This window comes from Mycobacterium sp. RTGN6 (assembly GCF_033804605.1).
In the GTDB taxonomy this organism is placed as follows: domain Bacteria; phylum Actinomycetota; class Actinomycetes; order Mycobacteriales; family Mycobacteriaceae; genus Mycobacterium.
This window is the reverse complement of the sequence record NZ_JAPZKZ010000001.1, coordinates 275,449-297,969: the sequence shown is the minus strand read 5'-3', so window position 1 is coordinate 297,969 and position 22,521 is coordinate 275,449. Positions and strand designations below refer to the sequence as shown.

The following is a 22,521-nucleotide window of genomic DNA, read 5'->3' as shown; positions in this document are numbered from 1 at the left end:
AACCTGGTGGGGTGAATCTGCTGGGCCGTAAGAAGGGCAACGCGCAAGCCGCCGAGGACGCGACGTCCACTGCGCTCACCGAGGAAGACCTCGCCCAGCAGGCCGCCAAGGACGCGAGCACTGCACCGAAGGGCAGGCCGACCCCCAAGCGCAGCGAGGCCACCCGCAAGCGCGGCCCGCTTCCCCCCGCGCCGCTGACCGCGTCCGAGGCGCGCAAGCGCCGCAAGGAGCTCGGCCGCCCCAAGCTGACGGGCGCCGAGCGCAAGGCCGAGAAGGCGGAACGCCGCGCCGACATGGCGGATCGCCGCGAACGCATGATGTCGGGCGACGACGCCTACCTGCTGCCAAGGGACAAGGGTCCCGTGCGCCGCTTCGTCCGCGACGTGGTGGACTCCCGGCGCAATATGCTCGGCCTGTTCATGCCCGCCGCGCTCGGCATGGTCTTCGTCATGATGTCGGCGCCGACGCTGGCGGCGCAGGGCGTGCTGTCGTTCGCGATGCTGGGACTGATCGTGATCATGCTCGGCGACGCGCTCTGGCTGAGCAGGCGGGTGAACAAGCTCGTCGACGCGAAGTTCCCCGACAACGTCGAAAGTGGTTGGAAGCTGGGGCTCTACGCCTCCAGCCGGGCGTCTCAGATACGCCGGATGCGGGCGCCGCGCCCGCAGGTCAAGCGCGGCGACAAGGTTGACTAGGCGTCCGACTGCGTTGCGGGTTCTCGCGCTCGGTGGCATTCGGTCGGGCAAGTCGGCGTGGGCGGAGGCGACGATCGCCACGCTGGCCGGCCCCGATGACGCCGTGCGTTACGTGGCGACGGGCGCGCCGAGTACCGACGAGCAGTGGGCGGCGCGGGTGGCGGGTCACCGCGAGCGCAGGCCCCAGCATTGGACGACGGTCGAAAGTGCTGACGTCGCAACCCAATTGAACGCCGCTGGATCGGCCACGTTGGTCGACGACATGGGCGGGTGGCTGGTGGCGGCGATGGACCGACGCGGCGCATGGACCGGCGGCTCGGTGCGCGACGACGTCGACCGATTGGTCGACGCGGTGGGCGCATTCAGTGCGCCGCTCGTCGTCGTCAGCCCGGAGGTTGGGCTGTCGGTGGTGCCCGCGACGGAGTCGGGGCAGCTGTTCGCCGACGCGCTTGGCGAGCTCAACCAGCGGCTGGCGGCGGTCTGCGACCGCGTCGTAGTGGTGATCGCCGGTCAGGCGCTGATCGTGAAGGAGTCGCAGTGACCGGAGCTCCCCCAACGTTCGCCGCCGTCGAGCCGCCCGACGAGCAGGCGCGGGCCGCCGCGCTCGCTCGCCAGGACACGCTGACCAAACCCCCGGGAGCGCTGGGCCGCCTCGAACCGCTGTCGGTGTGGGTCGCGGCCTGTCAGGGCGCCTGTCCGCCGCGGCAGTTCGAGCGCCCGCGCATCGTCGTCTTCGCTGGCGATCACGGCGTCGTCGCGGCGGGGGTGTCCGCGTTTCCGGCCGAGGTGACGGCGCAGATGGTCGCGAACTTCGCGGCGGGCGGCGCGGCGATCAACGTCTTGGCCAAACTCGCGGGAGCGGGCGTGCGGGTGGTCGACGTCGCCGTCGACTCCGATGCGACGTTGACTCCCGCCATCTCCGCGCACAAGGTACGTCGCGGCAGCGGGAACATCGCCGTCGAAGACGCGTTGCTTGCCGACGAGGCCGTCGCCGCGGTGGAAGCCGGTCGCCGCATCGCCGACGAGGAGGTCGACGCGGGCGCCGATCTCTTGATCGCAGGCGACATGGGCATCGGAAACACCACTGCGGCAACGACGTTGATCGCGGCGCTCACCGATGCCGAGCCCGTCGCCGTCGTCGGCCGCGGTACCGGAGTCGACGATGAAGGCTGGATGCGGAAGACGGCAGCCATCCGGGATGCGCTCTACCGCGGACGCGCACACGTCGCGGATCCCATTGATCTGCTTCGGGTTTGCGGTGGCGCGGACCTCGCCGCGATGGCGGGTTTCTTGGCCCAGGCCGCGGTCCGACGCACGCCGGTGTTGCTCGACGGTGTCGTGGTGACGTCGGCCGCACTGGTGGCCGACCGGATGGCCCCTGGCGCCAAGCAATGGTGGCAGGCCGGGCACCGGTCGACCGAGCCCGCGCATTCGTTGGCGCTGCAGCGCTTGGGGCTCGATCCGATCGTCGACCTCGGCATGCGCCTTGGCGAGGGCACGGGCGCGGCCGTCGCCCTTCCGATCCTGCGGGCCGCGGTGGCCACGCTTGCCGACATGGCGACGTTCGGTGAGGCGGCCGTGAACGACGGCACCGGGTGATCCGGTCGTTGGCCGGCTCCTTCGCGTTCGCGACGGTGTTGCCGATACCGACGCAGCAGCCGTTCGGGCGGGGTGCGCTCACCGCGCTGCCGGTGGTCGGTGCGGTGCTTGGCGCCGCGGCGGCGGGAACCGTGTGGGTGGCGGAGCGCGCGTTCGGCGAGGGAAATCCACTGTCCGGACTGCTCGCCGTCGCGGTGCTGGTGCTGCTCACCCGTGGGCTGCACGTCGACGGCTTGGCCGACACCGCTGACGGGCTGGGCTGCTACGGGCCGCCCGAACGGGCGTTGGCGGTGATGCGCGACGGGTCGACGGGCGCGTTCGGCGTCGCGGCGGTGGTGCTAGCCCTGGTGCTTCAAGGGCTTTCGTTCTCGACGACGGGCCTCGTCGGAGTCGTCGTCGCGGTGGCCGCGGGCCGCGTCGCGGTCGTGCTGGCCTGCCTGCGGTCGGTCCCCGCGGCGCCGGGAAGCACGTTGGCCGCACGGGTCGCGGGTACGCAGCCGTGGTGGGTCGGCTTGGCGTGGATCGCCGTCGCCGCAGGGGCAGCGGTGTTCGCGACGCCGCGACCGTGGCAGGGTCCGGTAGCCGTGCTGGTCGCGTTCGCCGTCGCGGCCGTGCTGGTGAGGCATTGCGTGCGCCGCTTCGGCGGGGTCACCGGCGACGTGCTTGGCGCCGCGCTGGAGTTGACGACGACGCTGGCCGCGCTCGGACTGGCCGTGCGTTAGTCGAGCCGCGTCATCCAGCCGTGCGTGTCGGCGAACGTGCCCCGCTGAATGCCGGTCAACGTGTCACGCAGCGCCATCGTCACCTCGCCGGGCGTCCCGTCGGCGATGGTGAACTCGCCGTCGCCGGACTTGACGTGCGACACCGGCGTGATGACGGCTGCGGTGCCGCAGGCGAACACCTCGGTGATCTCCCCCGCGGCGGCCTTCTTTTGCCACTCGTCGACGTCGATCTTGCGCTCCTCGACCGAGAACCCGGCGTCGGTAGCCAACTGCAGCAACGAGTCTCGGGTGATGCCCGGCAGAAGTGAGCCGCTGAGTTCCGGCGTCACCAGCCGCGCGGTCCCGCCGCTGCCGAAGACGAAGAACAGGTTCATGCCGCCCATCTCCTCGACGTAGCGGCGTTCGATGGCGTCGAGCCAGACGACCTGGTCGCAGCCGTTGTCGGCGGCCTCGGCCTGCGCGAGCAGCGACGCGGCGTAGTTGCCTCCGAACTTGGCCGCGCCGGTGCCGCCCGGGCTGGCCCGCACGTACTCGGTGGACAGCCACACCGACACCGGCTTGATTCCGCCCTTGAAGTAGGCGCCGGCGGGCGATCCGATGACCATGTAGCGGTACTGCGTCGCGGGCCGCACTCCGAGCCCCGGTTCGGTGGCGAAGATGAATGGCCGCAGGTAGAGCGATTCCTCGCCGCCCGCGGCGGGCACCCAGGCTCCGTCGACCGCGATCAGCTGCCGCAGCGATTCGATGAACACCTCGTCGGGCAGTTCGGGGATGGCAATCCGGTGGGCCGACCTACGCAGCCGGGCCGCATTGGCGTCGGGCCGGAACGACACGATCGATCCGTCGGCCCAGCGGTAGGCCTTGAGCCCCTCGAAGACCTCCTGCGCGTAATGCAGCACGATCGCGGAAGGGTCGAGCGTGATGGGGCCGTACGGGAGCACCGTGGCGTCGTGCCAACCTTTGCCCTCGGTGTAGTCGATCGACACCATGTGGTCGGTGTGGAAGCGCCCGAACCCGGGCTCGCGCAGAATCCCGGCACGTACCTCGTCGCTTGCCGGGTTCGTGTTGCGGGCAAGCGTGAACTCGAGGGGGCCATCGGTCATAGGCCGATTGTATAACCCGCGACTAGCGAGTTTTCGGCTCCACGAACGGCGGTGCGACCACCTCGCACTCGAGGGCCCGGCCGCGCACGTCGACCGCGACCGATTGTCCGTCGGTGACCCCGGCGTCCGCATCGATGAGCGCGAGTGCGATGCCGAGTTTCAGTGTCGGAGAGAAGGTTCCCGACGTGGTCACCCCGACGGGCGTATCGCCGGAGAGCACCGTCATGTCGGCGCGCAGCACGCCGCGGCCGACCGCCTTGAGCCCGCGCAGCAATCGTCGCGGCCCGGCCGCCTTCTCGGCCAGCAGCGCGTCGCGCCCCCAGAACGCGTCCTTCTTCCACCCGATCGCCCACCCGCAGCGGGCCTGTAGCGGCGAGATGTCGAGCGACAGTTCGTGACCGTGCAGCGGGTAGCCCATTTCGGTGCGCAACGTGTCGCGGGCGCCGAGCCCGGCGGGCTCGCCACCGGCCGCGGCGACGGCTTCGACCAGCGCGTCGAACACCACGTCGGCGCGATCCCAGGCCGGGAGCAGCTCGTAGCCATGCTCGCCGGTGTAGCCGGTGCGGCAGACCCGAACGGGTACGCCGCCGTACTCGGCGTCGGCGTAGCCCATGTAGTCCATATCCGTCGGCAGGCCCAAACCGCCCACGACGTCGGCCGACTTCGGCCCCTGCACCGCGAGCACGGCGTAGGAGCGGTGTTCGTCGGTGATGGTCAGTCCCGCGGGCGCGCGCTCGACTAGCGCGGCCACCACGGCCGGGGTATTGGCGGCGTTGGGCACGAGGAAGATCTCGTCGTCGGATACGTAGTAGGCGATCAAGTCGTCGATGACACCGCCGGAGTCGTTGCAGCACAACGTGTATTGCGCCTTACCCGGCGCGATGCGACGCAGGTCGTTGGTCAGCGCGGAGTTGACGTACTCCGCCGCACCGGGCCCGCGCACCAGCGCCTTGCCGAGGTGACTGACGTCGAAGAGGCCGACGGCGTTGCGGGTCGCGTTGTGCTCGCTGACCGTGCCCGCGTAGGACACCGGCATCGACCAGCCGGAGAATTCGGCGAAGCTCGCTCCGAGCTCGCGGTGTCGGTCCGCCAGTGGGCCTTGCAACAGGTCGTCAGTCACGGCTGCAGCCTAATCCCGGGTCGCTCCGCTCCTGCCCGACGGCACCCTAGCTATATAGCTAGGGTTGTCACCCGTGAGCACCACACCTGGCTACCAGTCCCCCACCGTCACCGTGTCGGCCACTCTGCCAAAGAAGAGCCTCGGCTCGGCGGTCCTGATCGTGCCGGTCGTCACCGGCGACGACGATCAGGCGGCGGTCGTCGCGAACCCCTTCCTCGACGCCGAGGCCGTCGGCGAGATCGAGGTCGCCCTGAAGGCGCTCGGCGCCAAGGGAACCTCCGAGCAGGTCACCCGCGTGGTGGCGCCGTCGCTGCCGGTGGCCAGCGTGCTGGCGATCGGCCTCGGCAAGCCCAGCGACGCATGGTCCGCCGACGTGATCAGGCGCGCCGCGGGAGTGGCCGCTCGATCGCTGAACGGCACCGAGACCGCAATCACCACGCTGAGCGAGCTCGACGTGGAGGCAGCGGTCGAAGGCCTGATCCTCGGCGCCTACCGGTTCACCGACTTCCGCAGCGCCAAGACGGCGCCAAAGGAGCCGGGGCTGGCGAAGGTGATCGCGCTGTCCACCGCGAAGGGTGCCAAGGCCGCAGCCGCTCGCGCCGCGGACGTCGCGGCCGCCGTGGCCACCGCCCGCGACCTCGTCAACACGCCACCGAGCCACCTGTTCCCCGCTGAATTCGCTAAGCGGGCAAAGGCTTTGGGCGAGGCCGCCGGGTTGGAGGTCGAGGTGCTCGACGACAAGGCGCTCGACAAGGCGGGCTACGGCGGCGTGATCGGCGTCGGCAAGGGCTCGGCACGGCCCCCGCGGCTGGTGCGGCTGATCCACCGGGGCGGCACGAAGAAGAAGGCCAAGAAGGTGGCGCTCGTCGGCAAGGGCATCACCTTCGACACGGGCGGCATCTCGATCAAGCCGGCCGCCAACATGCACCACATGACGTCGGACATGGGCGGCGCGGCGGCAGTGATCGCCACGGTGGTGCTGGCGGCCAAGCAGCAGCTGCCCATCGACGTGATCGCGACGGTGCCGATGGCCGAGAACATGCCGTCGTCCACGGCGCAGCGGCCAGGTGACGTGCTGACGCAGTACGGCGGGATCACCGTCGAGGTGCTCAACACCGACGCCGAGGGCAGGCTGATCCTGGCCGACGCCATCGTCCGCGCCTGCGAGGACGAGCCCGACTACCTGATCGAGACGTCGACGCTGACCGGTGCGCAGACCGTCGCACTGGGCGCCCGCACCCCTGGCGTGATGGGCAGTGACGACTTCCGCGACCGCGTGGCGGCCCTGTCGCAGGAGGTCGGCGAGAACGCTTGGCCGATGCCCCTTCCCGACGAGCTCAAGGACGACCTGAAGTCGACGGTCGCCGACCTGGCCAACGTCAGCAGCTCGCGCTACGCGGGCATGTTGGTCGCGGGCGTGTACCTGCGCGAGTTCGTCGCCGACGGCGTGCAGTGGGCGCACCTCGACATCGCGGCGCCGGCGTACAACACGGGCGGCCCGTGGGGCTACACGCCCAAGGGTGGCACCGGCGTGCCCACGCGCACCATGTTCGCCGTGCTCGAGGACATCGCAGAAAACGGCTGACGGGCTACATCAGCTTGCCGCGGGCGGCGCTGCGCATCACCTGAGGCGCCAGCCGCGACGTCCCGTACAGCAGGTACGCCTCGGGAGCGACGGGCCGGACCGCCTTGTTCTTCGTGACGGCCGAGACGATCGCCTTGGCCACCTTGTCGGGCCCGTAGCGGCGCGCGGCGAACGCCGCCTCAACCTGCTTGCGGCGCCCAGCCACCTGACCCGACTTTCCCGGCGGCGGATCCCACCTGGTGGTCGCGACGATGTTCGTGTTGATGACGCCGGGGCAGATGGTGGTCAGCCCGACGCCCGCGGCGTCGAGTTCGGCGCGCAGGCAGTCGGAGAACATGTAGACGGCGGCCTTGCTGGTGCAGTAGGCGTTCATCGCCTGCAGCGGCGCGTACGCGGCCATCGACGCGACGTTGACGATGTGCCCGCCGGTGCCGCGCACGACGAGCCGCTTGGCGAAGGACCGGCAGCCGTTGACCACTCCACCGAGGTTGATGTCGAGCACGCGGTCCCACTGGTCGGCCGGGGTGTCGAGGAACGAGCCGGCCTGTCCGATGCCGGCGTTGTTCACCACGACGTCGGGCACCCCGTGCGCGGCGCAGACCTGTTCGGCGAACGCTTCGACGGCGTCGGCGTCGGCGACGTCGAGTACGTAGGCGTGCGCGACGCTGCCGCGGGCGGTCAGTTGCGCGGCGGTCTCCTTGACGCTGGCCTCGTCGATGTCGCTGACCACCAGCTCGGCGCCCTGGCGGGCGAACGCCAGCGCGGTTTCGCGGCCGATGCCGCTGCCCGCGCCGGTGACCGAGACCAGGGTGTCGCCGAAGGGTTCACGCGGCCGCCCCACCTGAGCGCGAAGCAGCTGCCGACTGGCGGGCGCACCCGCCAGGTGGTCGACGAGTTCGGTGACCGACTGTGCGATGACCTGCGGGTGCGAGAACACCGACCAGTGGCCGGCCTTGACGTCGCGCCGCCACAGCCGCGAGCACCACTTGGTGATGTCGTCGTAGACGTGGTGCCGCACGAACGGATCTTCTGTGTTGACGATGAGTTGCACAGGCACGTCGACGTAGTGCTCGGTGCGCGCGTTCACCTTGTTCTTGAAGAAGTTGGCCGGATAGACCTTCATGCTTGCGATGGCGTCGTCGACGAAGGTGTTGGAGTGGTGAATCTGGTTGGCGGGTATGCCATCTCGTACTCGCAGCGTCCGATTCATGCTGGCGTTCAGCGACGTCCGCACCAGCAAGGGCGCGACGACCGGTATCGAGAACATGCCCATGTAACTCAACCGGAGCATCGTGGCCAGTGACCGCAGGAACCGGCCGGGTCGGTACGGGCGGGCCAGCCCGTCGATGACGTAGCGGTTGAGGTGGTCGGCACTGGGTCCCGACGACGAGGTGAACGACGCCACCCGCTCGGCGGCCTCGGGACGGGACAGGTACTCCCACATTCCCGCCGAGCCCCAGTCGTGCGCGAGCACGTGCACCTTCTCACCCGGCGCGACGGCGTCGAGCACCGCAGCGAAGTCGTCGGCGTAGCGCGCCATCGTGAAGGACGAAACCGATTTCGGCACTGACGATTTGCCCACGCCCCGGTTGTCGTACCGGATGATCCGGAACCGTTCGGCGAGCAGCGGGACGATGCCGTCCCACAACACGTGGGAGTCGGGCCAACCGTGCACCAGGACCAGCACGGGGCCGTCCGGGTTGCCTTGCTCATAGACCGCGATGCGCTCGCCGTCGGCGCTGTCGACGAAACGTTCAGTCGAATTCACGACGAAGCTCCCGTTCCCGTTCGATGCGACGCCGGGCGTCGTAGTCACGCATCCGCTGCGGGTATCCCACCTTCTGCACGTCGTAGACGGGGATGTGAAGTTGGTCGCTCAGCCGCCGGGCCCCGGCATGGCCGCCTGTCCGGCGTCGGGTCCATTCCCCGTCGGCGGCCACCAGGACGACGGTGACCTCGGTGACGGTGGTCTGCGGTTCCACGTAGGCCTCGACGCCTTCGTGTTCGGCGACCCACTGATGCAGGTAGCCGAGCTCGGCAGCCGTATCGCGGCCGCCTGACGAGCGCCGCGAACCGCGCCCGCGAAACCTGTCGAACAGCCCCACCTGGACCGGACTCCCTTCGCTGCCGTTTCCGCTATCGCCGGAACCTCACTTTCGATAGTGCCAGAGCGAATAGTCCACCGGTCTGCGGCGACCGACGCTCGCGGACATGACAGGATGGACTCCGAGTTTCGACCAGCGCCGAGCGACCGTTCGAGGGAGTCAATACACATGGCCATCTCCGTCCAGATGCCCGCACTCGGTGAGAGCGTCACCGAGGGGACCGTCACGCGATGGCTGAAGCAAGAAGGTGACACCGTCGAGGTCGACGAGCCACTGCTCGAAGTCTCCACCGACAAGGTCGACACCGAGATTCCGTCGCCTGTCGCGGGTGTGCTGACCAAGATCATCGCCCAGGAGGACGACACCGTCGAGGTCGGCGGCGACCTCGGTCTGATCGGCGAGGCGGGCGAGAGCGCAGGCGATGCGGCGCCCGCCGCCAAGGAGCCAGAACCCGAGCCCGAGCCGACACCGGAACCCGAGCCCGAACCCGTCGCGGAGGCGAAGCCCGAGCCGGAACCCGAGCCCGCGGCGAAGCCGGCCGCACCCGCCGCATCGGGTGGCGAGTCGACGTCGGTGAAGATGCCCGAGCTCGGCGAGTCGGTTACCGAGGGCACGGTGACTCGGTGGCTCAAGAAGGTCGGTGACAGCGTCGAGGTCGACGAACCGCTGGTCGAGGTCTCCACCGACAAGGTCGACACCGAGATCCCCTCGCCGGTGGCGGGAACGCTGCTGTCGATCACGGCCGGCGAGGACGACGTCGTCGCGGTCGGCGGTGAGCTAGGCACGATCGGCGCGGCCGGGGCCACCCCAGCGGCCGCACCCGCACCGGAGCCCACGCCAAAGCCCGAGCCCAAGCCGGAACCGAAGCCAGAGCCCAAGGCCGCGGCGCCCGAGCCCAAGCCGGAACCGAAGCCAGAGCCCAAGCCGCAGCCCACACCGGAACCCGCCGCGTCGGCCGAACCGTCGGGCTCCGACGATGGTGCAAGCCCCTACGTAACGCCGCTGGTGCGCAAGTTGGCAGGAGAGCACGGCGTGGACCTGGCGTCGGTGAAGGGCACCGGAATCGGCGGCCGGGTCCGCAAGCAGGACGTGCTCGCCGCGGCCAGCGAGAAGGAGGAGGCCAAGAAGGCTCCCGCCGCGCCGCCAGCATCGGCCCCGGCGGCCAAGGCCGCTGCTGCGCCCGCCCCCGCGCTGGCGCACCTGCGCGGAACCACGCAGAAGGCCAACCGGATCCGTCAGCTCACGGCCAAGAAGACGCGCGAATCCCTGCAGACCACAGCGCAATTGACGCAGACCCACGAGGTCGACCTCACCAAGATCGTCAACCTGCGCGCGCGGGCCAAGGCCAGCTTCGCCGAGCGCGAGGGCGTCAACCTGACGTACCTGCCGTTCTTCGCGGTCGCGGTGGTCGACGCGCTCAAGGCGCATCCGAACGTCAACGCGAGCTACAACGAGGACACCAAGGAGATCACCTACTACGACGCCGAGCACCTCGGCTTCGCAGTCGACACCGAGCAGGGGTTGCTGTCCCCCGTCGTCCACAACGCGGGTGACCTGTCGCTGGGCGGGTTGGCCCGCGCGATCGCCGACATCGCCGCCCGCGCGCGGTCGGGCAACCTCAAGCCCGACGAGCTCTCCGGCGGCACGTTCACCATCACCAACATCGGCAGCCAGGGCGCGCTCTTCGACACGCCGATCCTGGTTCCGCCGCAGGCGGCGATGCTGGGCACCGGCGCCATCGTCAAGCGGCCCCGCGTCGTGGTCGACGACAACGGCAACGAGTCGATCGGCGTCCGCTCGGTCTGCTACCTGCCGCTGACGTACGACCATCGGTTGATCGACGGAGCCGACGCAGGCCGTTTCCTCACCACCATCAAGCGGCGCCTCGAAGAGGGAGCCTTCGAGGCCGATCTGGGGCTCTAGAGCCCATGGCCAACTCCGTCATTGCGATCGCAGGCTCGTCGGGGCTGATCGGCTCTGCGCTGACGTCGACACTGCGCGCATCCGATCACCGGGTGCTGCGGATCGTCCGTCGCGCACCGTCGAATCCCGACGAACTGTTCTGGAATCCCGACGTCGGCGAGTTCGACGCGAGCGCCTTGCGCGGCACGGACGCGGTAGTCAACCTTTGCGGGGTCAACGTCGGCGGAAAACGCTGGTCGGGCGCATTCCAGCAGAGTCTGCGCGACAGCCGCATCGAGCCGACGGAGGTCCTGGCGAACGCCGTCGTCGAGGCCAAGGTGCCCGTGCTGGTCAACGCCAGCGCCGTCGGCTACTACGGCGACACCCGCGACCGCGTCGTCGACGAGACGGCACCGACTGGCCGTGGCTTCCTCGCCTCGCTGTGCGAGGACTGGGAGGCTGCGACCGAGTCGGCCGCACGGGCCGGCGTGCGCGTCGTGCTGTTGCGCACCGGTCTGGTGTTGTCGGCGACGGGCGGCTTGCTGAGCCGGCTCAAGCCGTTGTTCACCCTTGGCCTCGGCGCGCGGCTGGGCAACGGCCGCCAGTACATGCCGTGGATCAGCCTCGAGGACGAGGTGCGGGCACTGTTGTTCGCGATCGGGCGCGACGAACTGGCTGGCGCGGTGAACGCGACGGGACCCGCGCCGGTGACGAACGCCGAGTTCACTGCGGCGATGGGCCGCGCGGTGAACAGACCGACGCCATTGTTCGTGCCGGGGTTCGCGCTGCGCGCGCTGCTCGGGGAGTTCGCCGAGGAAGGCATGCTCGGCGGACAGCGGGCCATCCCCGCGGCGCTGGAGCGGGCCGGCTTCGAGTTCCACCACAACACCATCGGCGAAGCGCTGTCGTACGCCACCACGCCGAAGTCGTCCTAGGCGCGTAGCGTCGAATCGTGGCGAGGACATCGATCAGGTCCGCGGCGACGCCGCTGGACGTACAGCGCCTCGGCACCGTCGACTACCAGGACGCTTGGGAGTTGCAGCGCGAACTCGCGGCGGCTCGCATCGCAGGCGGGCCCGACACGCTCCTGCTGCTCGAGCATCCGTCGGTGTACACCGCGGGCAAGCGCACCGAACCGCACGAGCGACCGGTCGACGGGACACCGGTCATCGACACCGACCGTGGTGGCAAGATCACCTGGCATGGCCCTGGCCAGTTGGTTGGGTATCCGATCATCGGCCTCGCACAGCCCCTGGACGTGGTGAACTTCGTTCGGCGCCTTGAGGATTCACTGATCGCCGTGTGTGCCGGCTTCGGCCTGCAGACGGGCCGGGTGCAGGGCCGTTCCGGGGTCTGGGTGCCTGGCCGGTCGGGCCGGCCCGACCGCAAGATCGCCGCGATCGGCATCCGGGTCGCCCGCGCGACGACGCTGCACGGCTTCGCGCTGAACTGCGACTGCGACTTGGGTGCGTTCTCCGAGATCGTGCCGTGTGGAATCGCCGATGCCGGCGTCACGTCGCTGAGCGCCGAACTCGGCACGCGCATCTCCTGCGACGACGCGACAGGCCCCATGGCCGACGCGGTCCGCGACGCCCTCGACGGCCGCACGGCGCTAGCATTCACTACGTGAGCCTCGAGTCTGGAATTCGCAAGCCCCTGCGCCTCGAGGTGCGTAACGCCGAGACGCCCATCGAACGCAAGCCACCGTGGATTAAGACGCGGCTGAGGATGGGGCCGGAGTACCAGGAGCTCAAGGCGCTCGTCCGCCGCGAGGGCCTGCACACGGTCTGCGAGGAAGCCGGCTGCCCCAACATCTACGAGTGCTGGGAGGACCGGGAGGCCACGTTCCTGATCGGCGGTGAGCAGTGCACGCGGCGCTGCGACTTCTGCCAGATCGACACGGGCAAGCCCGCCGAGCTCGACCGGGACGAGCCGCGCCGGGTGGCCGAGAGCGTCGCCGCCATGGGCCTGCGCTACTCCACCGTCACCGGCGTCGCGCGTGACGACCTTCCCGACGGCGGGGCGTGGCTGTGGGCCGAGACGGTGCGGCAGATCCGGGCGCTGAACCCGAACACCGGCGTCGAATTGCTGATCCCGGACTTCAACGGCATCGCCGAACAACTCGAGACGGTGTTCGAGACGCGTCCGGAAGTGTTGGCGCACAACGTCGAAACGGTGCCGCGGATCTTCAAGCGCATCCGTCCGGCGTTTCGCTATCAGCGCAGCCTCGACGTGCTGACGGCGGCCCGCAACGACGGCCTGGTGACCAAGAGCAACCTGATCCTCGGATTGGGCGAGACTCCCGACGAGATTCGCGCGGCGCTCACCGACCTGCACGAGGCGGGTTGCGACATCGTCACCATCACGCAGTACCTGCGTCCCACCGTCCGGCATCACCCGGTGGAACGGTGGGTCAAGCCCGAGGAGTTCGTCGAGCATCAGCGGTTCGCCGAGGAGCTCGGGTTCGCCGGAGTACTCGCTGGTCCGCTGGTTCGTTCGTCGTATCGGGCTGGCCGGTTGTACGCAGAAGCCGCGCGCATCAGATTGGGTAGCGGCCCACCCGTATCCTGATCGAATGGCGAAGAAGGGCGATCCCGCGGCAGTCAAGGCCGCGAAGGCCGAAGCGAAGGCGACCCGCAAGGCGGCGTCCAAGCAGCGGCGCAGCCAGCTGTGGCAGGCATTCCAGATTCAGCGCAAGGAAGACACCCGGCTACTGCCGTACATGATCGGCGCGTTCGTGTTGATCGTGGCAGCCGCCGTGGCGGCGGGCATCTTCAGTGGCAGCACCTTCACGATGGTGTCGCTGATCGTGCTCGGCGTGCTGCTTGGTGCCCTGGTGGCATTCATCATCTTCGGGCGGCGGGCGCAGAAGTCGGTCTACCGCAAGGCCGAGGGCCAGACAGGCGCTGCGGCGTGGGCGTTGGAGAATCTGCGCGGCAAGTGGCGGGTGACGCCAGGGGTGGCGGCGACGGGACACTTCGACGCCGTGCACCGCGTGGTCGGAAGGCCAGGTGTGATCTTCATCGGAGAGGGGTCGGCGGCCCGCGTCAAGCCCCTGTTGGCGCAGGAGAAGAAGCGCACCGCCCGGTTGGTCGGTGACGTCCCGATCTACGACATCGTCGTCGGCAACGGCGAGGGCGAGGTGCCGCTGGCCAAGCTGGAACGCCACCTGACCAAGCTTCCCGCCAACATCACCGTCAAGCAGATGGACGCGCTGGAGTCGAAGTTGGTCGCGTTGGGGTCCCGCATGGGTCCGGCCGCGATGCCCAAGGGACCGCTCCCAGCGGGGGCGAAGATGCGCGGCGTGCAGCGCACGGTCCGGCGCAAGTAGGTCAGCGCCGACGAGCGCTTGCGCGAGGAGTATTCAACGCCGCACGACGGCGGTCCCGGTCGCCCTGTCCTGGATGCCGCGACCGTCGGTGTCGGTGAACAACGGCGGGACGACGAGCGCGACCAACGCACCGCGGGCGAGGGCACGACCCAGGCCGACGTGGATGCGGTGGTCCACGGACTCGACCCGCAGGCCCAGCGTGAGCTGGCCGGGCGTGAAGCCGAACAGTCGCACCGACACGACACCGAGCACCAGCCAGGTCACCAGCACCGCGGTGGACAACGCTTGGATGCCGATCAGCCCGAACGACATCGCGAGCCCGGCCAGTCCGTACGCGATGAGCCAGTCGAGCAGAAGGGCGACGAATCGCCGCCCGCTGCCGACGAGCGACCCCGGTCCGTGTTGAGGCAATCCCAGCCGCTGACCTGGGTAGTCGCCCGCCCCTTGGGCGGGGCTGCCAGACTCGGGAAGCGGTGCACCAGAGAGCCAGGAACCGAACGTGCGGGGCATGCGTCCAGCATAGGGTTGCGGGGCATTGCGTAACGTCGCCGCAACATGCGGTTGACTGCAGTGCAACATCGTGTACCTAGCGTCACCCGCGGGCAACCAGTCAAAGGAGATTACTCAGTGTCTGAAAAGACGGCCGACGACATTTTCAAGCTGATCAAGGATGAGAAGGTCGAGTACGTCGACATTCGCTTCTGTGATCTGCCAGGTGTGGTTCAGCACTTCTCGATTCCCGCGTCAGCCTTCGATCAGAGCGTGTTCGACGACGGGCTGGCGTTCGACGGATCGTCCGTGCGTGGCTTCCAGTCCATCCACGAATCCGACATGATGCTGCTGCCGGACCCCGAGACCGCGCGCATCGACCCGTTCCGGGCGGCCAAGACGCTGAATCTGAACTTCTTCGTGCACGACCCCAACGACAAGTCGGCGTACTCGCGCGATCCCCGCAACGTCGCGCGCAAGGCCGAGGACTACCTGACGAGCACCGGCATTGCCGATACCTGCTACTTCGGCGCCGAGGCCGAGTTCTACATCTTCGACTCGGTGTCATTCGACTCGAAGATCAACGGCACCTTCTACGAGGTGGACTCGGAGTCGGGCTGGTGGAACACCGGCGAGCCCTTCGAGGCCGACGGCAGCCCGAACCGCGGCTACAAGGTGCGCCCGAAGGGTGGCTACTTCCCCGTCGCACCGTACGACCACTACGTCGACCTGCGCGACGAGATGGCGACCAACCTGCAGAACGCCGGGTTCACGCTCGAGCGCGGCCACCACGAGGTCGGCACCGCGGGGCAGGCGGAGATCAACTACAAGTTCAACACGCTGCTGCATGCGGCCGACGACGTGCTGCTGTTCAAGTACATCATCAAGAACACCGCGTGGGCGGCCGGCAAGACGGTGACCTTCATGCCGAAGCCGCTGTTCGGTGACAACGGTTCCGGCATGCACGCCCACCAGTCGCTGTGGAAGGACGGCAAGCCGCTGTTCTACGACGACAAGGGTTACGCCGGACTGTCGGAGATGGCGCTGCACTACATCGGCGGCATCCTGCACCACGCGCCGTCGCTGCTGGCGTTCACCAACCCGACGGTGAACTCCTACAAGCGCCTGGTTCCGGGGTACGAGGCCCCGATCAACCTGGTGTACAGCCAGCGCAACCGCTCGGCGTGCGTGCGCATCCCGATCACGGGCGAGAATGCGAAGGCCAAGCGCCTCGAGTTCCGTTGCCCCGACAGCTCGGGCAACCCGTACCTCGCCTTCGCGGCGATGATGATGGCCGGCCTCGACGGCATCAAGAACAAGATCGATCCGGGGCTGCCCATCGACAAGGACCTCTACGAGTTGCCGCCGGACGAGGCCAACAACATCCCGCAGGCACCGACCTCGCTGTCCACGGTGATCGACCGCCTCGAGGCCGACCACGAGTACCTCACCGAGGGTGGCGTCTTCACCGAGGACCTGATCGAGACGTGGATCTCCTTCAAGCGGGAGCAGGAAATCCTGCCGATCCAGATCCGGCCTCACCCCTACGAGTTCGCGCTCTACTACGACGTTTAAAGTCGTCGCTTACGACTCAGCCCCTGGCCTTGCCGGCCGGGGGCTGAGCCGTCTACGGCGCTAGCTCGATTCGAGCGCCACGGCGAGGTCCGGAGGCACCGGCATCGGAGTCATCAGCCCGGCCGCCCGGCGACCCGTGTTGCCTTCTGGGTAGCGGCCGCTGAGCGAGCCGGGCGCGGCCACGACGATGCGGACGACCTGCGCAAGGGCTTCCCGCCGATCACGTTGACGCAGTGCGAGATCGAGCATCGCAACGTGGTTGCGGGTGTGCAGCCACGGGTACGGCTGCGACACGATGTGAGCGCGTTCGAGATGCTGCCAGCGGTCCTCAACCGCGGCCGCGCGCTTGGCCGCCGCCATCTCCTGTGCGTACAGGCGGCGGACGCGCTCAGTCAGCAACATGTATCGCCCTTCCACGCATTGATGCCCTCCCTCACCGCGATGGCCGCGATGAACAGCGCCGCAACGGGGTCGGCCCACGACCAGCCGAACAGACTGTTGAGCAGAAGCCCGACCAGCAGCACGCCCGACAGATAGGTGCACAACAGGGTCTGCTTCGAGTCGGCGACCGCCGAGCGCGAGCCGAGCTCGCGACCCGCGCGGCGCTGCGCCCACGACAACGCGGGCATCACGATGAGGCTCGCGGTGGCGAGCGCAATCCCGATGATGGAATGCCGAGCTTCGCCGACTCCGAACAGCGACCGGACCGCGTCGACGGTGACGTACAGGGCCAAGCCGAAGAACGAAAACGCGATGATCCGCAGTGCAGTCTTCTCGCGAGCTTCCGGATCTGACCCGGCGAACTGCCACGCCACCGCCGCCGCCGACGACACCTCGATCACCGAGTCGAGGCCGAACCCGATCAGTGCCGTCGACGACACCCGCGCGCCTTCGGTGAGCGCAATGACGGCCTCGATCACGTTGTAGGTGATCGTGGCCGCGACGAACAGTCGAATCCGCTTGGCCAGGAGCCGTTTCCGCTCCGGCGACGTGCTCAGCACGCGCATCCGTGCTCGGCGCAGCACGTGGGGTCGACGGCGAGCACCAGCCCTAGCAGATCGTCGAGCGCATGACCGATGCGCGGGTCGGCGAGCTCGTACCGGGCACGGCGACCTTCGGGCACGGCGACCACCAACCCGCACCCCCGCAGACACGACAGGTGGTTGGACACCAGCTGCCGGGAGACACCGATCGCGTCCGCAAGTTCCGACGGGTAGCACGGAGCCTTCCGAAGGGTCAACAGGATCTGCGTGCGCGTCGCGTCGGACAGCGCGTAGCCGAACCGAGCCAGGGCGTCGGTGTGAACGAGCGTCTGCATGGACAGAACAGTACATCTAAATCTGTATCCAGAAAAGAATGTACTTTAGGTGCCGACACTATCCGGACCAAAGTCCGAATAGTAGGGTCGACCCATGACGAAACTCGAAGCCAAGCTGACGTCGTTCTCGCCAATCGTGCTGAGCCTGTTCCGCATCGTGTTCGGGCTGCTGCTGACCATCCACGCCACCCAGAAGCTGTTCGCCTATCCCGTCGGGGCCGGAGGTGGCCCAGCAGTACCCATGGGCTCCTGGCCGTTCTGGTGGGCCGGGCTCATCGAGCTGGTCGTCGGCGTGCTCCTCATCATCGGACTCGTCACTCGGCTCGCGGCGTTCGTCGGCTCGGGCGAGATGGCGTTCGCGTACTTCACGCAGCATCAGCCAAAGGCATTGTGGCCCATCGAGAATGGTGGCGAATTGGCCGTGCTGTACTGCTTCGGCTTCTTCCTGCTGGTATTCCTCGGCGGCGGGGCGTGGGCCTTGGACACCATGAGGGCCAAGCGCTAGTCGAGCCCGAGGTCCTTGCGGAAGCGCTTCATGCCGTCGATCTTGTCCGCGAGCGAGGCCTGCGGGCCGCCGTAGAACATCCAGGGCATCGTGATGATGCCGTGGATGCCGCCGGTTTCGGCACGCGCGTAGTGCTCGGGCGTGAAGGCGTCGGTCAGCGGTGTCAGGACGGTGAAATCATCCATCGTCAAGCCCTTTTCGGCCCGCATCTCACGAATCTTGGCGACGGATGCGAGCGCCCGGTCGGTGGTGATCAGGTCCCCGATCCAACCGTCGTTTCGGGCCGCGCGGCGCAGCGCGATGTCCGACAGTCCGCCGACGTAGATCGGGATGTGCGGCGGAGTGGGCTCCATCTCGAGGCGCGGCGTCTGGTAGAACTCGCCGTCGAACTCCGTCCAGCCGGGCTGCCAGAGTGCGCGCATCAACTCAAGCATCTCGTCGGTGCGCTTGCCGCGGCGGTCGAACCGCTGGCCCATCAACGTGAACTCTTCCTCGCACCACCCCACGCCGATTCCTAGTTCGAGCCGGCCGTCGGCCAGACACGCGGCCGTGCCGATGGCCTTCGCCGCCGAGTACGGATCGCGCATGGCGGGCAGGTACACGGTGGTGACGAAGCGCAGTCTGGTGGTGACCAGTGCGATGGCCCCGATCATCACCCATGGATCGGGCCAGTGCGTGAACGGCTCCCACCGTCGGGCGCCGTCCTTGGTGTAGGGGTAGGGCGTCGCGAGCGTCTCCAGGTTGATCACGTGATCGGGGATGCCCATGCCGTCGTATCCGAGTTCGTCTGCTGCCCTCGCGATCTCGACGGCTTCCCTGATGTCGAGGAAGGCGGTGCTGACGTAGAACTTCATCCGGCATCCCTGGCCCACGCCGGCTGGATGAACACCCCGTCGGCCTCGACGGTGTGCCCGTCCGCGTCGCTGAGGTATCCCTTGGCGTAGGTCTTGACGCCCTCGATGCGTTCGACGAACGCCTCGGCGCGAAGGGGGCCGAGCGGCGTACCGCGCAGGTAGCGCAATGTGATGGTGCCGGTGAACTTCGGTTTGGTCAGCCCATCGCTGGCTGCCTCACCGAGGAGTTGGTCGAGCAACAGCGCGCAGACGCCGCCGTGCACCAGTCCCGGAGGCCCCTCGTAGGCGAGCCCAAGGCTGAACTCCGCCCAGCGCGTACCGTCCGGCTCGTGCTGGACGTCCATCGGCGGCGCGATCGCATTGCGCAGCCCGACAGCGGGATTGGCCCACACGAGCGGACGGCCGGTGCCCGCGTGTCGCAACGGGGACGTGGTCTCCTGCTGCGTGCGCTCCAGCGTCTCCGACACCGCGTCGATGGCTGCTCGGGCCTCGCGGATGGTCTGCTCGTCAACGCCCGTGTGAATGCCCGCAGCGACGAGCCTGCGCAGCGACTGGGTGAGCGGCTCGTAGAGCGCGCACATCCGCTCATACTCCTCGGCCGTCACCGCGGTGAACGCGAAATCCATGCTCACGCTTCGAATACCTTTCGTACCACGGTCTTTGCCCGACGCGTCACCCGCAGGTAGTTGTCCAGGAACTCGCCTCCGTCGTCGCTACCCCAGCCAGCTGCGAGTGCCACCGCATTGAGTTGGCGCCCCGGCCCCGGTAGCTGGTCGGTGGCCTTGCCCTTCACCAGCACCAGCGCGTTGCGCGCCCGGGTGGCCGTCAGCCACGCGTCGCGCAGCAGGGCCACGTCGCCTTCCGGCAGCAGCCCGGTCGCTCCAATCACGTTGAGCGACTCCAGAGTCGACGTGTTGTGCAACTCCGGCACGCTGTGGGCATGGCGCAGCTGCAACAGCTGCACGGTCCACTCGATGTCGGCGAGCCCGCCGCGGCCGAGCTTGGTGTGAGTGTTCGGGTCCGCGCCGCGGGGCAGCCGCTCGGCGGCGACGCGGGCCTTGATCCGGCGAATCTCGTGCACCGCGTCGGCGGACACTCCCCCGGACGGATACCGGGTCTCGTCGGCCAACAACAGGAAGCGCTCTCCGAGGTCGGGATCGCCCGCCACTCGGTGCGCCCGCAGCAGCGCCTGAATCTCCCAGGGCTGCGCCCACTTCGCGTAGTAGGACGCATATGACCCCAGTGTCCGCACCAGCGACCCGTTGCGGCCCTCGGGACGCAGGCTGGCGTCGACCTCGAGCGGCGGGTCGGCACTTGGGCTGCCGAGCAGCTTGATCACCTGGTCGGCGATGCTCACCGACCACTTCGTCGCGACGGAATCCTCGACATCGCCGATCGGCTCGCACACGAACATGACGTCGGCATCCGAGCCATAGCCGAGCTCCGCGCCGCCGAGCCGACCCATCCCGATCACCGCAATGCGTGCGGGCACACCGTCGTCCGGCGTGTTGGCCCGGATCACGACGTCCAGCGCGGCCTCGAGCACGGCCACCCACACCGAGGTCAACGCCCGGCACACGTCGACCACGTCGAGCATGCCGAGCAGGTCGGCCGAGGCGATGCGGGCCAGCTCGCGGCGCCGCAACGTGCGCGCGGCGGCGATGGCCCTCGCCGGTTCCGGATGGCGGCCAGCGGATGCGATCAACGCCCCGGCCACCGCCTCGGGTTCGACCTCGAGCAGCTTGGGCCCCTGCGGTCCGTCGGCGTACTGCTGAATTACCTCCGGTGCGCGCATCAGCAGTTCGGGTACGTACGCGGAGGTGCCGAGCACGTGCATCAGGCGCTTGGCCACCGCACCCTCGTCGCGCAGCGTGGCGAGGAACCAACGAAGCTCGGCCAACTCGTCACAGATGCGGCGATAGGCCAGCAGACCCGCATCCGGATCGGGGGTGTGCGAAAGCCATTCCAGCAGCGTCGGCAGAAGCACCTGCTGGACGCGCCCCCGTCGGCCGCCGGGGTTGGTGAGCGCCGCGAGATGGGTCAGCGCGCTCTGTGGACCCTCGTAACCCAGGGCGGCAAGCAGCCGTTCGGCGGCCTTGGGAGTCATCGCAGGCGAGAAGTCGGCGGACAGGCCACCGACCGCCTCGAGCAGCGGTTGGTAGAAGAGCTTGGCATGCAGTCGGGATACGCGCAGGCTCTGTCGTTTGAGCTCCTCGCGCAGCACTCCGAGCGCGTCGTGTTGACCGTCGGGCCGGACGTGCGCGGCCCGCGCCAGCCAACGCAGCTTCTCGTCGTCGTCGGCCGCGGGCAGCATGTGCGTGCGCTTCAAGCGCTGCAACTGCAGACGGTGTTCGAGCAGGCGGAGGAACTCGTACGACGCGGTGAGGTTGGCGGCGTCGTCGCGGCCGACGTATCCGCCGCTGCCCAGCGCGGCGAGGGCGTCGATCGTCGACGCGACGTGCAGTGACTCGTCGTTGCGCCCGTGCACTAGCTGGAGCAGCTGGACGGCGAACTCGACGTCGCGCAGCCCGCCCGTCCCGAGCTTGAGCTCGCGTGCCCGCTCTCCTGCGGGGACCAGTTCCTCGACGCGCCGCCGCATGGCCTGCACCTCGGGCACGAAGTCCTCACGCTCGCAGGCCAACCAGACCATCGGCATCAACGCCTCGATGTACTGCGCGCCGAGTTCGGCGTCGCCGACGGCGGCCCGAGCCTTCAGCAGTGCCTGGAACTCCCACGTCTTGGCCCACCGCTCGTAGTACGCGACGTGCGACTCGAGGGTGCGCACCAGCGCGCCCTGCTTGCCCTCCGGCCGCAGCGCGGCGTCGACCTCGAAGAAGGCGTCGGAGGCGAACCGGATGAGCTCGCCGGCCACCCGGGTGGTGACCGCATCGGCCTGCTCGCCGACGAAGATGACGTCGACGTCGCTGACGTAGTTGAGTTCGCGGGCGCCGCACTTGCCCATCGCGATGACGGCCAGTCGCGGCACGGGCGCGTCGTCACCGCACACCACCTTGGTGGCGACGATCAACGCGGCTCCAAGGGCGGCGTCGGCGATGTCGGCCAGGTGCGTGCCGACCGCGGGGAACGCCAGCACCGGTTCGTTCTCCACGGTGGGCGCCAGGTCGAGCCCGGCAAGCACCAGCACGCGATCCCGGTAGAGCTTGCGCAGCGAGAACTTCAAAGCGCTTGCCTCGATGGGTGTTTCGGCAACGGCGGTGAAGTCGCGACGCAAGTCGTTGGCCGAGGGCAGGCTGACGTTGCCCGCGAGTAGATGCCAGGTCTGCGGTTGCGAGACGACGTGGTCGCCCAATGCGGACGAGGCGCCGAGCACGCCGAAGAGCCGACCACGGAGCGCCCGGTCCTTCAGCAGCGCGCCGTGCAGTTCGTCCCACCCGTTCCCCAGCGCCTCGGCGAGGCGCACCATGATCCGCAGTGCGCCGTCGGCATCCGGGGCGCGCGAGAGCGACCACAGCAACTCGACGTGATCGTCGGTGTTCCAGCCCAGCCGGTCGAGGTGCTCCCGAGCGTGTGCCTCAACGAGCCCCAGCCTGCCGACGCTGGGCAGCGTGGGTCGTTGGGTCGCGGGTTTGGGCACGCCCCCGACGGTATCTCAAGTCG

General features: G+C 68.7%; 23 protein-coding genes. 12 read left to right on the top strand and 11 right to left on the bottom strand.

Features of this window, described 5'->3' with window-relative positions:
* Window positions 1–11: 11 nt before the first annotated feature.
* Genes SLQ33_RS01425 through SLQ33_RS01410 form a run of 4 tightly spaced genes read left to right on the top strand, consistent with a single transcriptional unit; the run spans window position 12 to window position 3,016 of the window.
* A complete protein-coding gene (locus SLQ33_RS01425; RefSeq protein ID WP_319451994.1) occupies window positions 12–695 on the top strand; it encodes a DUF3043 domain-containing protein in 684 nt (227 codons plus the stop codon).
* 13 nt (window positions 696–708) lie between these two features.
* Window positions 709–1,236, top strand: a complete 528-nt coding sequence (locus SLQ33_RS01420) for a bifunctional adenosylcobinamide kinase/adenosylcobinamide-phosphate guanylyltransferase (protein ID WP_319451993.1) — start codon at window positions 709–711, stop codon at window positions 1,234–1,236.
* Entirely contained in the window at window positions 1,233–2,294 is a 1,062-nt protein-coding gene (gene cobT / locus SLQ33_RS01415) for a nicotinate-nucleotide--dimethylbenzimidazole phosphoribosyltransferase (RefSeq protein ID WP_319451992.1), read from the top strand. The genes SLQ33_RS01420 and cobT overlap by 4 nt, the downstream gene beginning before the upstream one ends.
* Window positions 2,291–3,016, top strand: a complete 726-nt coding sequence (locus tag SLQ33_RS01410) for an adenosylcobinamide-GDP ribazoletransferase (protein ID WP_319451991.1) — start codon at window positions 2,291–2,293, stop codon at window positions 3,014–3,016. Before cobT ends, SLQ33_RS01410 begins: the two co-directional genes overlap by 4 nt.
* Here SLQ33_RS01410 and SLQ33_RS01405 read toward each other — a convergent pair.
* Complete coding sequence (locus SLQ33_RS01405; RefSeq protein WP_319451990.1) at window positions 3,013–4,119, bottom strand: branched-chain amino acid aminotransferase; 1,107 nt, start codon at window positions 4,117–4,119, stop codon at window positions 3,013–3,015. The genes SLQ33_RS01410 and SLQ33_RS01405 overlap by 4 nt on opposite strands.
* A gap of 22 nt (window positions 4,120–4,141) precedes the next feature.
* Window positions 4,142–5,239, bottom strand: a complete 1,098-nt coding sequence (gene gcvT, locus SLQ33_RS01400; RefSeq protein WP_319451989.1) for a glycine cleavage system aminomethyltransferase GcvT — start codon at window positions 5,237–5,239, stop codon at window positions 4,142–4,144.
* A 73-nt stretch (window positions 5,240–5,312) separates the two neighbouring features.
* Here gcvT and SLQ33_RS01395 point away from each other — a divergent pair, with 73 nt between their 5' ends.
* Window positions 5,313–6,824: a leucyl aminopeptidase gene (locus SLQ33_RS01395; RefSeq protein WP_319451988.1), complete on the top strand. Its 1,512-nt coding sequence runs from the start codon at window positions 5,313–5,315 to the stop codon at window positions 6,822–6,824.
* A 4-nt stretch (window positions 6,825–6,828) separates the two neighbouring features.
* Here SLQ33_RS01395 and SLQ33_RS01390 read toward each other — a convergent pair whose 3' ends face one another.
* Both SLQ33_RS01390 and SLQ33_RS01385 read right to left on the bottom strand, forming a co-directional pair.
* Window positions 6,829–8,592: an SDR family oxidoreductase gene (locus SLQ33_RS01390; RefSeq protein WP_319451987.1), complete on the bottom strand. Its 1,764-nt coding sequence runs from the start codon at window positions 8,590–8,592 to the stop codon at window positions 6,829–6,831.
* Window positions 8,579–8,929, bottom strand: a complete 351-nt coding sequence (locus SLQ33_RS01385) for an oxidoreductase (RefSeq protein ID WP_319451986.1) — start codon at window positions 8,927–8,929, stop codon at window positions 8,579–8,581. The genes SLQ33_RS01390 and SLQ33_RS01385 overlap by 14 nt, the downstream gene beginning before the upstream one ends.
* 168 nt (window positions 8,930–9,097) lie before the next feature.
* On the opposite strand from SLQ33_RS01385, the gene sucB reads away from it, so the two are divergent.
* The 5 genes from sucB to SLQ33_RS01360 are packed head-to-tail and all read left to right on the top strand — an operon-like array spanning window position 9,098 to window position 14,162.
* A complete protein-coding gene (gene sucB / locus SLQ33_RS01380) occupies window positions 9,098–10,852 on the top strand; it encodes a 2-oxoglutarate dehydrogenase, E2 component, dihydrolipoamide succinyltransferase (protein WP_319451985.1) in 1,755 nt (584 codons plus the stop codon).
* A 5-nt stretch (window positions 10,853–10,857) separates the two neighbouring features.
* Complete coding sequence (locus SLQ33_RS01375; protein ID WP_319451984.1) at window positions 10,858–11,766, top strand: TIGR01777 family oxidoreductase; 909 nt, start codon at window positions 10,858–10,860, stop codon at window positions 11,764–11,766.
* Between the two features lie 17 nt (window positions 11,767–11,783).
* Window positions 11,784–12,461, top strand: coding sequence for a lipoyl(octanoyl) transferase LipB (lipB, locus tag SLQ33_RS01370; protein WP_319451983.1), 678 nt, complete (start codon window positions 11,784–11,786; stop codon window positions 12,459–12,461).
* On the top strand, window positions 12,458–13,402 hold the full coding sequence (lipA, locus tag SLQ33_RS01365; protein ID WP_319451982.1) for a lipoyl synthase: 945 nt from the start codon (window positions 12,458–12,460) through the stop codon (window positions 13,400–13,402). Before lipB ends, lipA begins: the two co-directional genes overlap by 4 nt.
* Window positions 13,403–13,406: 4 nt before the next feature.
* Window positions 13,407–14,162 carry a DUF4191 domain-containing protein gene (locus tag SLQ33_RS01360; RefSeq protein ID WP_319451981.1) on the top strand — a complete coding sequence of 252 codons (756 nt, stop codon included), beginning with the start codon at window positions 13,407–13,409 and terminating at the stop codon, window positions 14,160–14,162.
* 33 nt (window positions 14,163–14,195) lie between these two features.
* Here the strand turns inward: SLQ33_RS01360 and SLQ33_RS01355 are convergent, their stop codons facing one another.
* The gene (locus SLQ33_RS01355) at window positions 14,196–14,672 is read right to left on the bottom strand and encodes an RDD family protein (protein WP_319451980.1); all 477 of its coding nucleotides are present in this window, start codon (window positions 14,670–14,672) and stop codon (window positions 14,196–14,198) included.
* 117 nt (window positions 14,673–14,789) lie between these two features.
* Here SLQ33_RS01355 and glnA point away from each other — a divergent pair, with 117 nt between their 5' ends.
* Complete coding sequence (glnA, locus tag SLQ33_RS01350; protein WP_319451979.1) at window positions 14,790–16,226, top strand: type I glutamate--ammonia ligase; 1,437 nt, start codon at window positions 14,790–14,792, stop codon at window positions 16,224–16,226.
* Between the two features lie 60 nt (window positions 16,227–16,286).
* Here glnA and SLQ33_RS01345 read toward each other — a convergent pair whose 3' ends face one another.
* From SLQ33_RS01345 to SLQ33_RS01335, 3 genes are read right to left on the bottom strand one after another with little or no spacing between them, the layout of a single operon-like run.
* On the bottom strand, window positions 16,287–16,628 hold the full coding sequence (locus SLQ33_RS01345) for a DUF3703 domain-containing protein (RefSeq protein WP_319451978.1): 342 nt from the start codon (window positions 16,626–16,628) through the stop codon (window positions 16,287–16,289).
* Window positions 16,619–17,233 (bottom strand): cation transporter, encoded by a 615-nt coding sequence (locus tag SLQ33_RS01340; protein ID WP_319451977.1) that lies wholly within the window; start codon window positions 17,231–17,233, stop codon window positions 16,619–16,621. The genes SLQ33_RS01345 and SLQ33_RS01340 overlap by 10 nt, the downstream gene beginning before the upstream one ends.
* Window positions 17,221–17,544: a metalloregulator ArsR/SmtB family transcription factor gene (locus tag SLQ33_RS01335; protein WP_319451976.1), complete on the bottom strand. Its 324-nt coding sequence runs from the start codon at window positions 17,542–17,544 to the stop codon at window positions 17,221–17,223. Before SLQ33_RS01335 ends, SLQ33_RS01340 begins: the two co-directional genes overlap by 13 nt.
* Window positions 17,545–17,638: 94 nt before the next feature.
* Here SLQ33_RS01335 and SLQ33_RS01330 point away from each other — a divergent pair, with 94 nt between their 5' ends.
* The gene (locus tag SLQ33_RS01330) at window positions 17,639–18,049 is read left to right on the top strand and encodes a DoxX family protein (RefSeq protein WP_319451975.1); all 411 of its coding nucleotides are present in this window, start codon (window positions 17,639–17,641) and stop codon (window positions 18,047–18,049) included.
* Here the strand turns inward: SLQ33_RS01330 and SLQ33_RS01325 are convergent.
* From SLQ33_RS01325 to SLQ33_RS01315, 3 genes are read right to left on the bottom strand one after another with little or no spacing between them, the layout of a single operon-like run.
* Window positions 18,046–18,903, bottom strand: a complete 858-nt coding sequence (locus SLQ33_RS01325; protein WP_319451974.1) for a TIGR03619 family F420-dependent LLM class oxidoreductase — start codon at window positions 18,901–18,903, stop codon at window positions 18,046–18,048. The genes SLQ33_RS01330 and SLQ33_RS01325 overlap by 4 nt on opposite strands.
* Complete coding sequence (locus tag SLQ33_RS01320) at window positions 18,900–19,529, bottom strand: PaaI family thioesterase (protein WP_319452529.1); 630 nt, start codon at window positions 19,527–19,529, stop codon at window positions 18,900–18,902. The genes SLQ33_RS01325 and SLQ33_RS01320 overlap by 4 nt, the downstream gene beginning before the upstream one ends.
* Before the next feature lie 2 nt (window positions 19,530–19,531).
* Window positions 19,532–22,498 carry a bifunctional [glutamine synthetase] adenylyltransferase/[glutamine synthetase]-adenylyl-L-tyrosine phosphorylase gene (locus tag SLQ33_RS01315; protein WP_319451973.1) on the bottom strand — a complete coding sequence of 989 codons (2,967 nt, stop codon included), beginning with the start codon at window positions 22,496–22,498 and terminating at the stop codon, window positions 19,532–19,534.
* Window positions 22,499–22,521 lie beyond the last annotated feature (23 nt).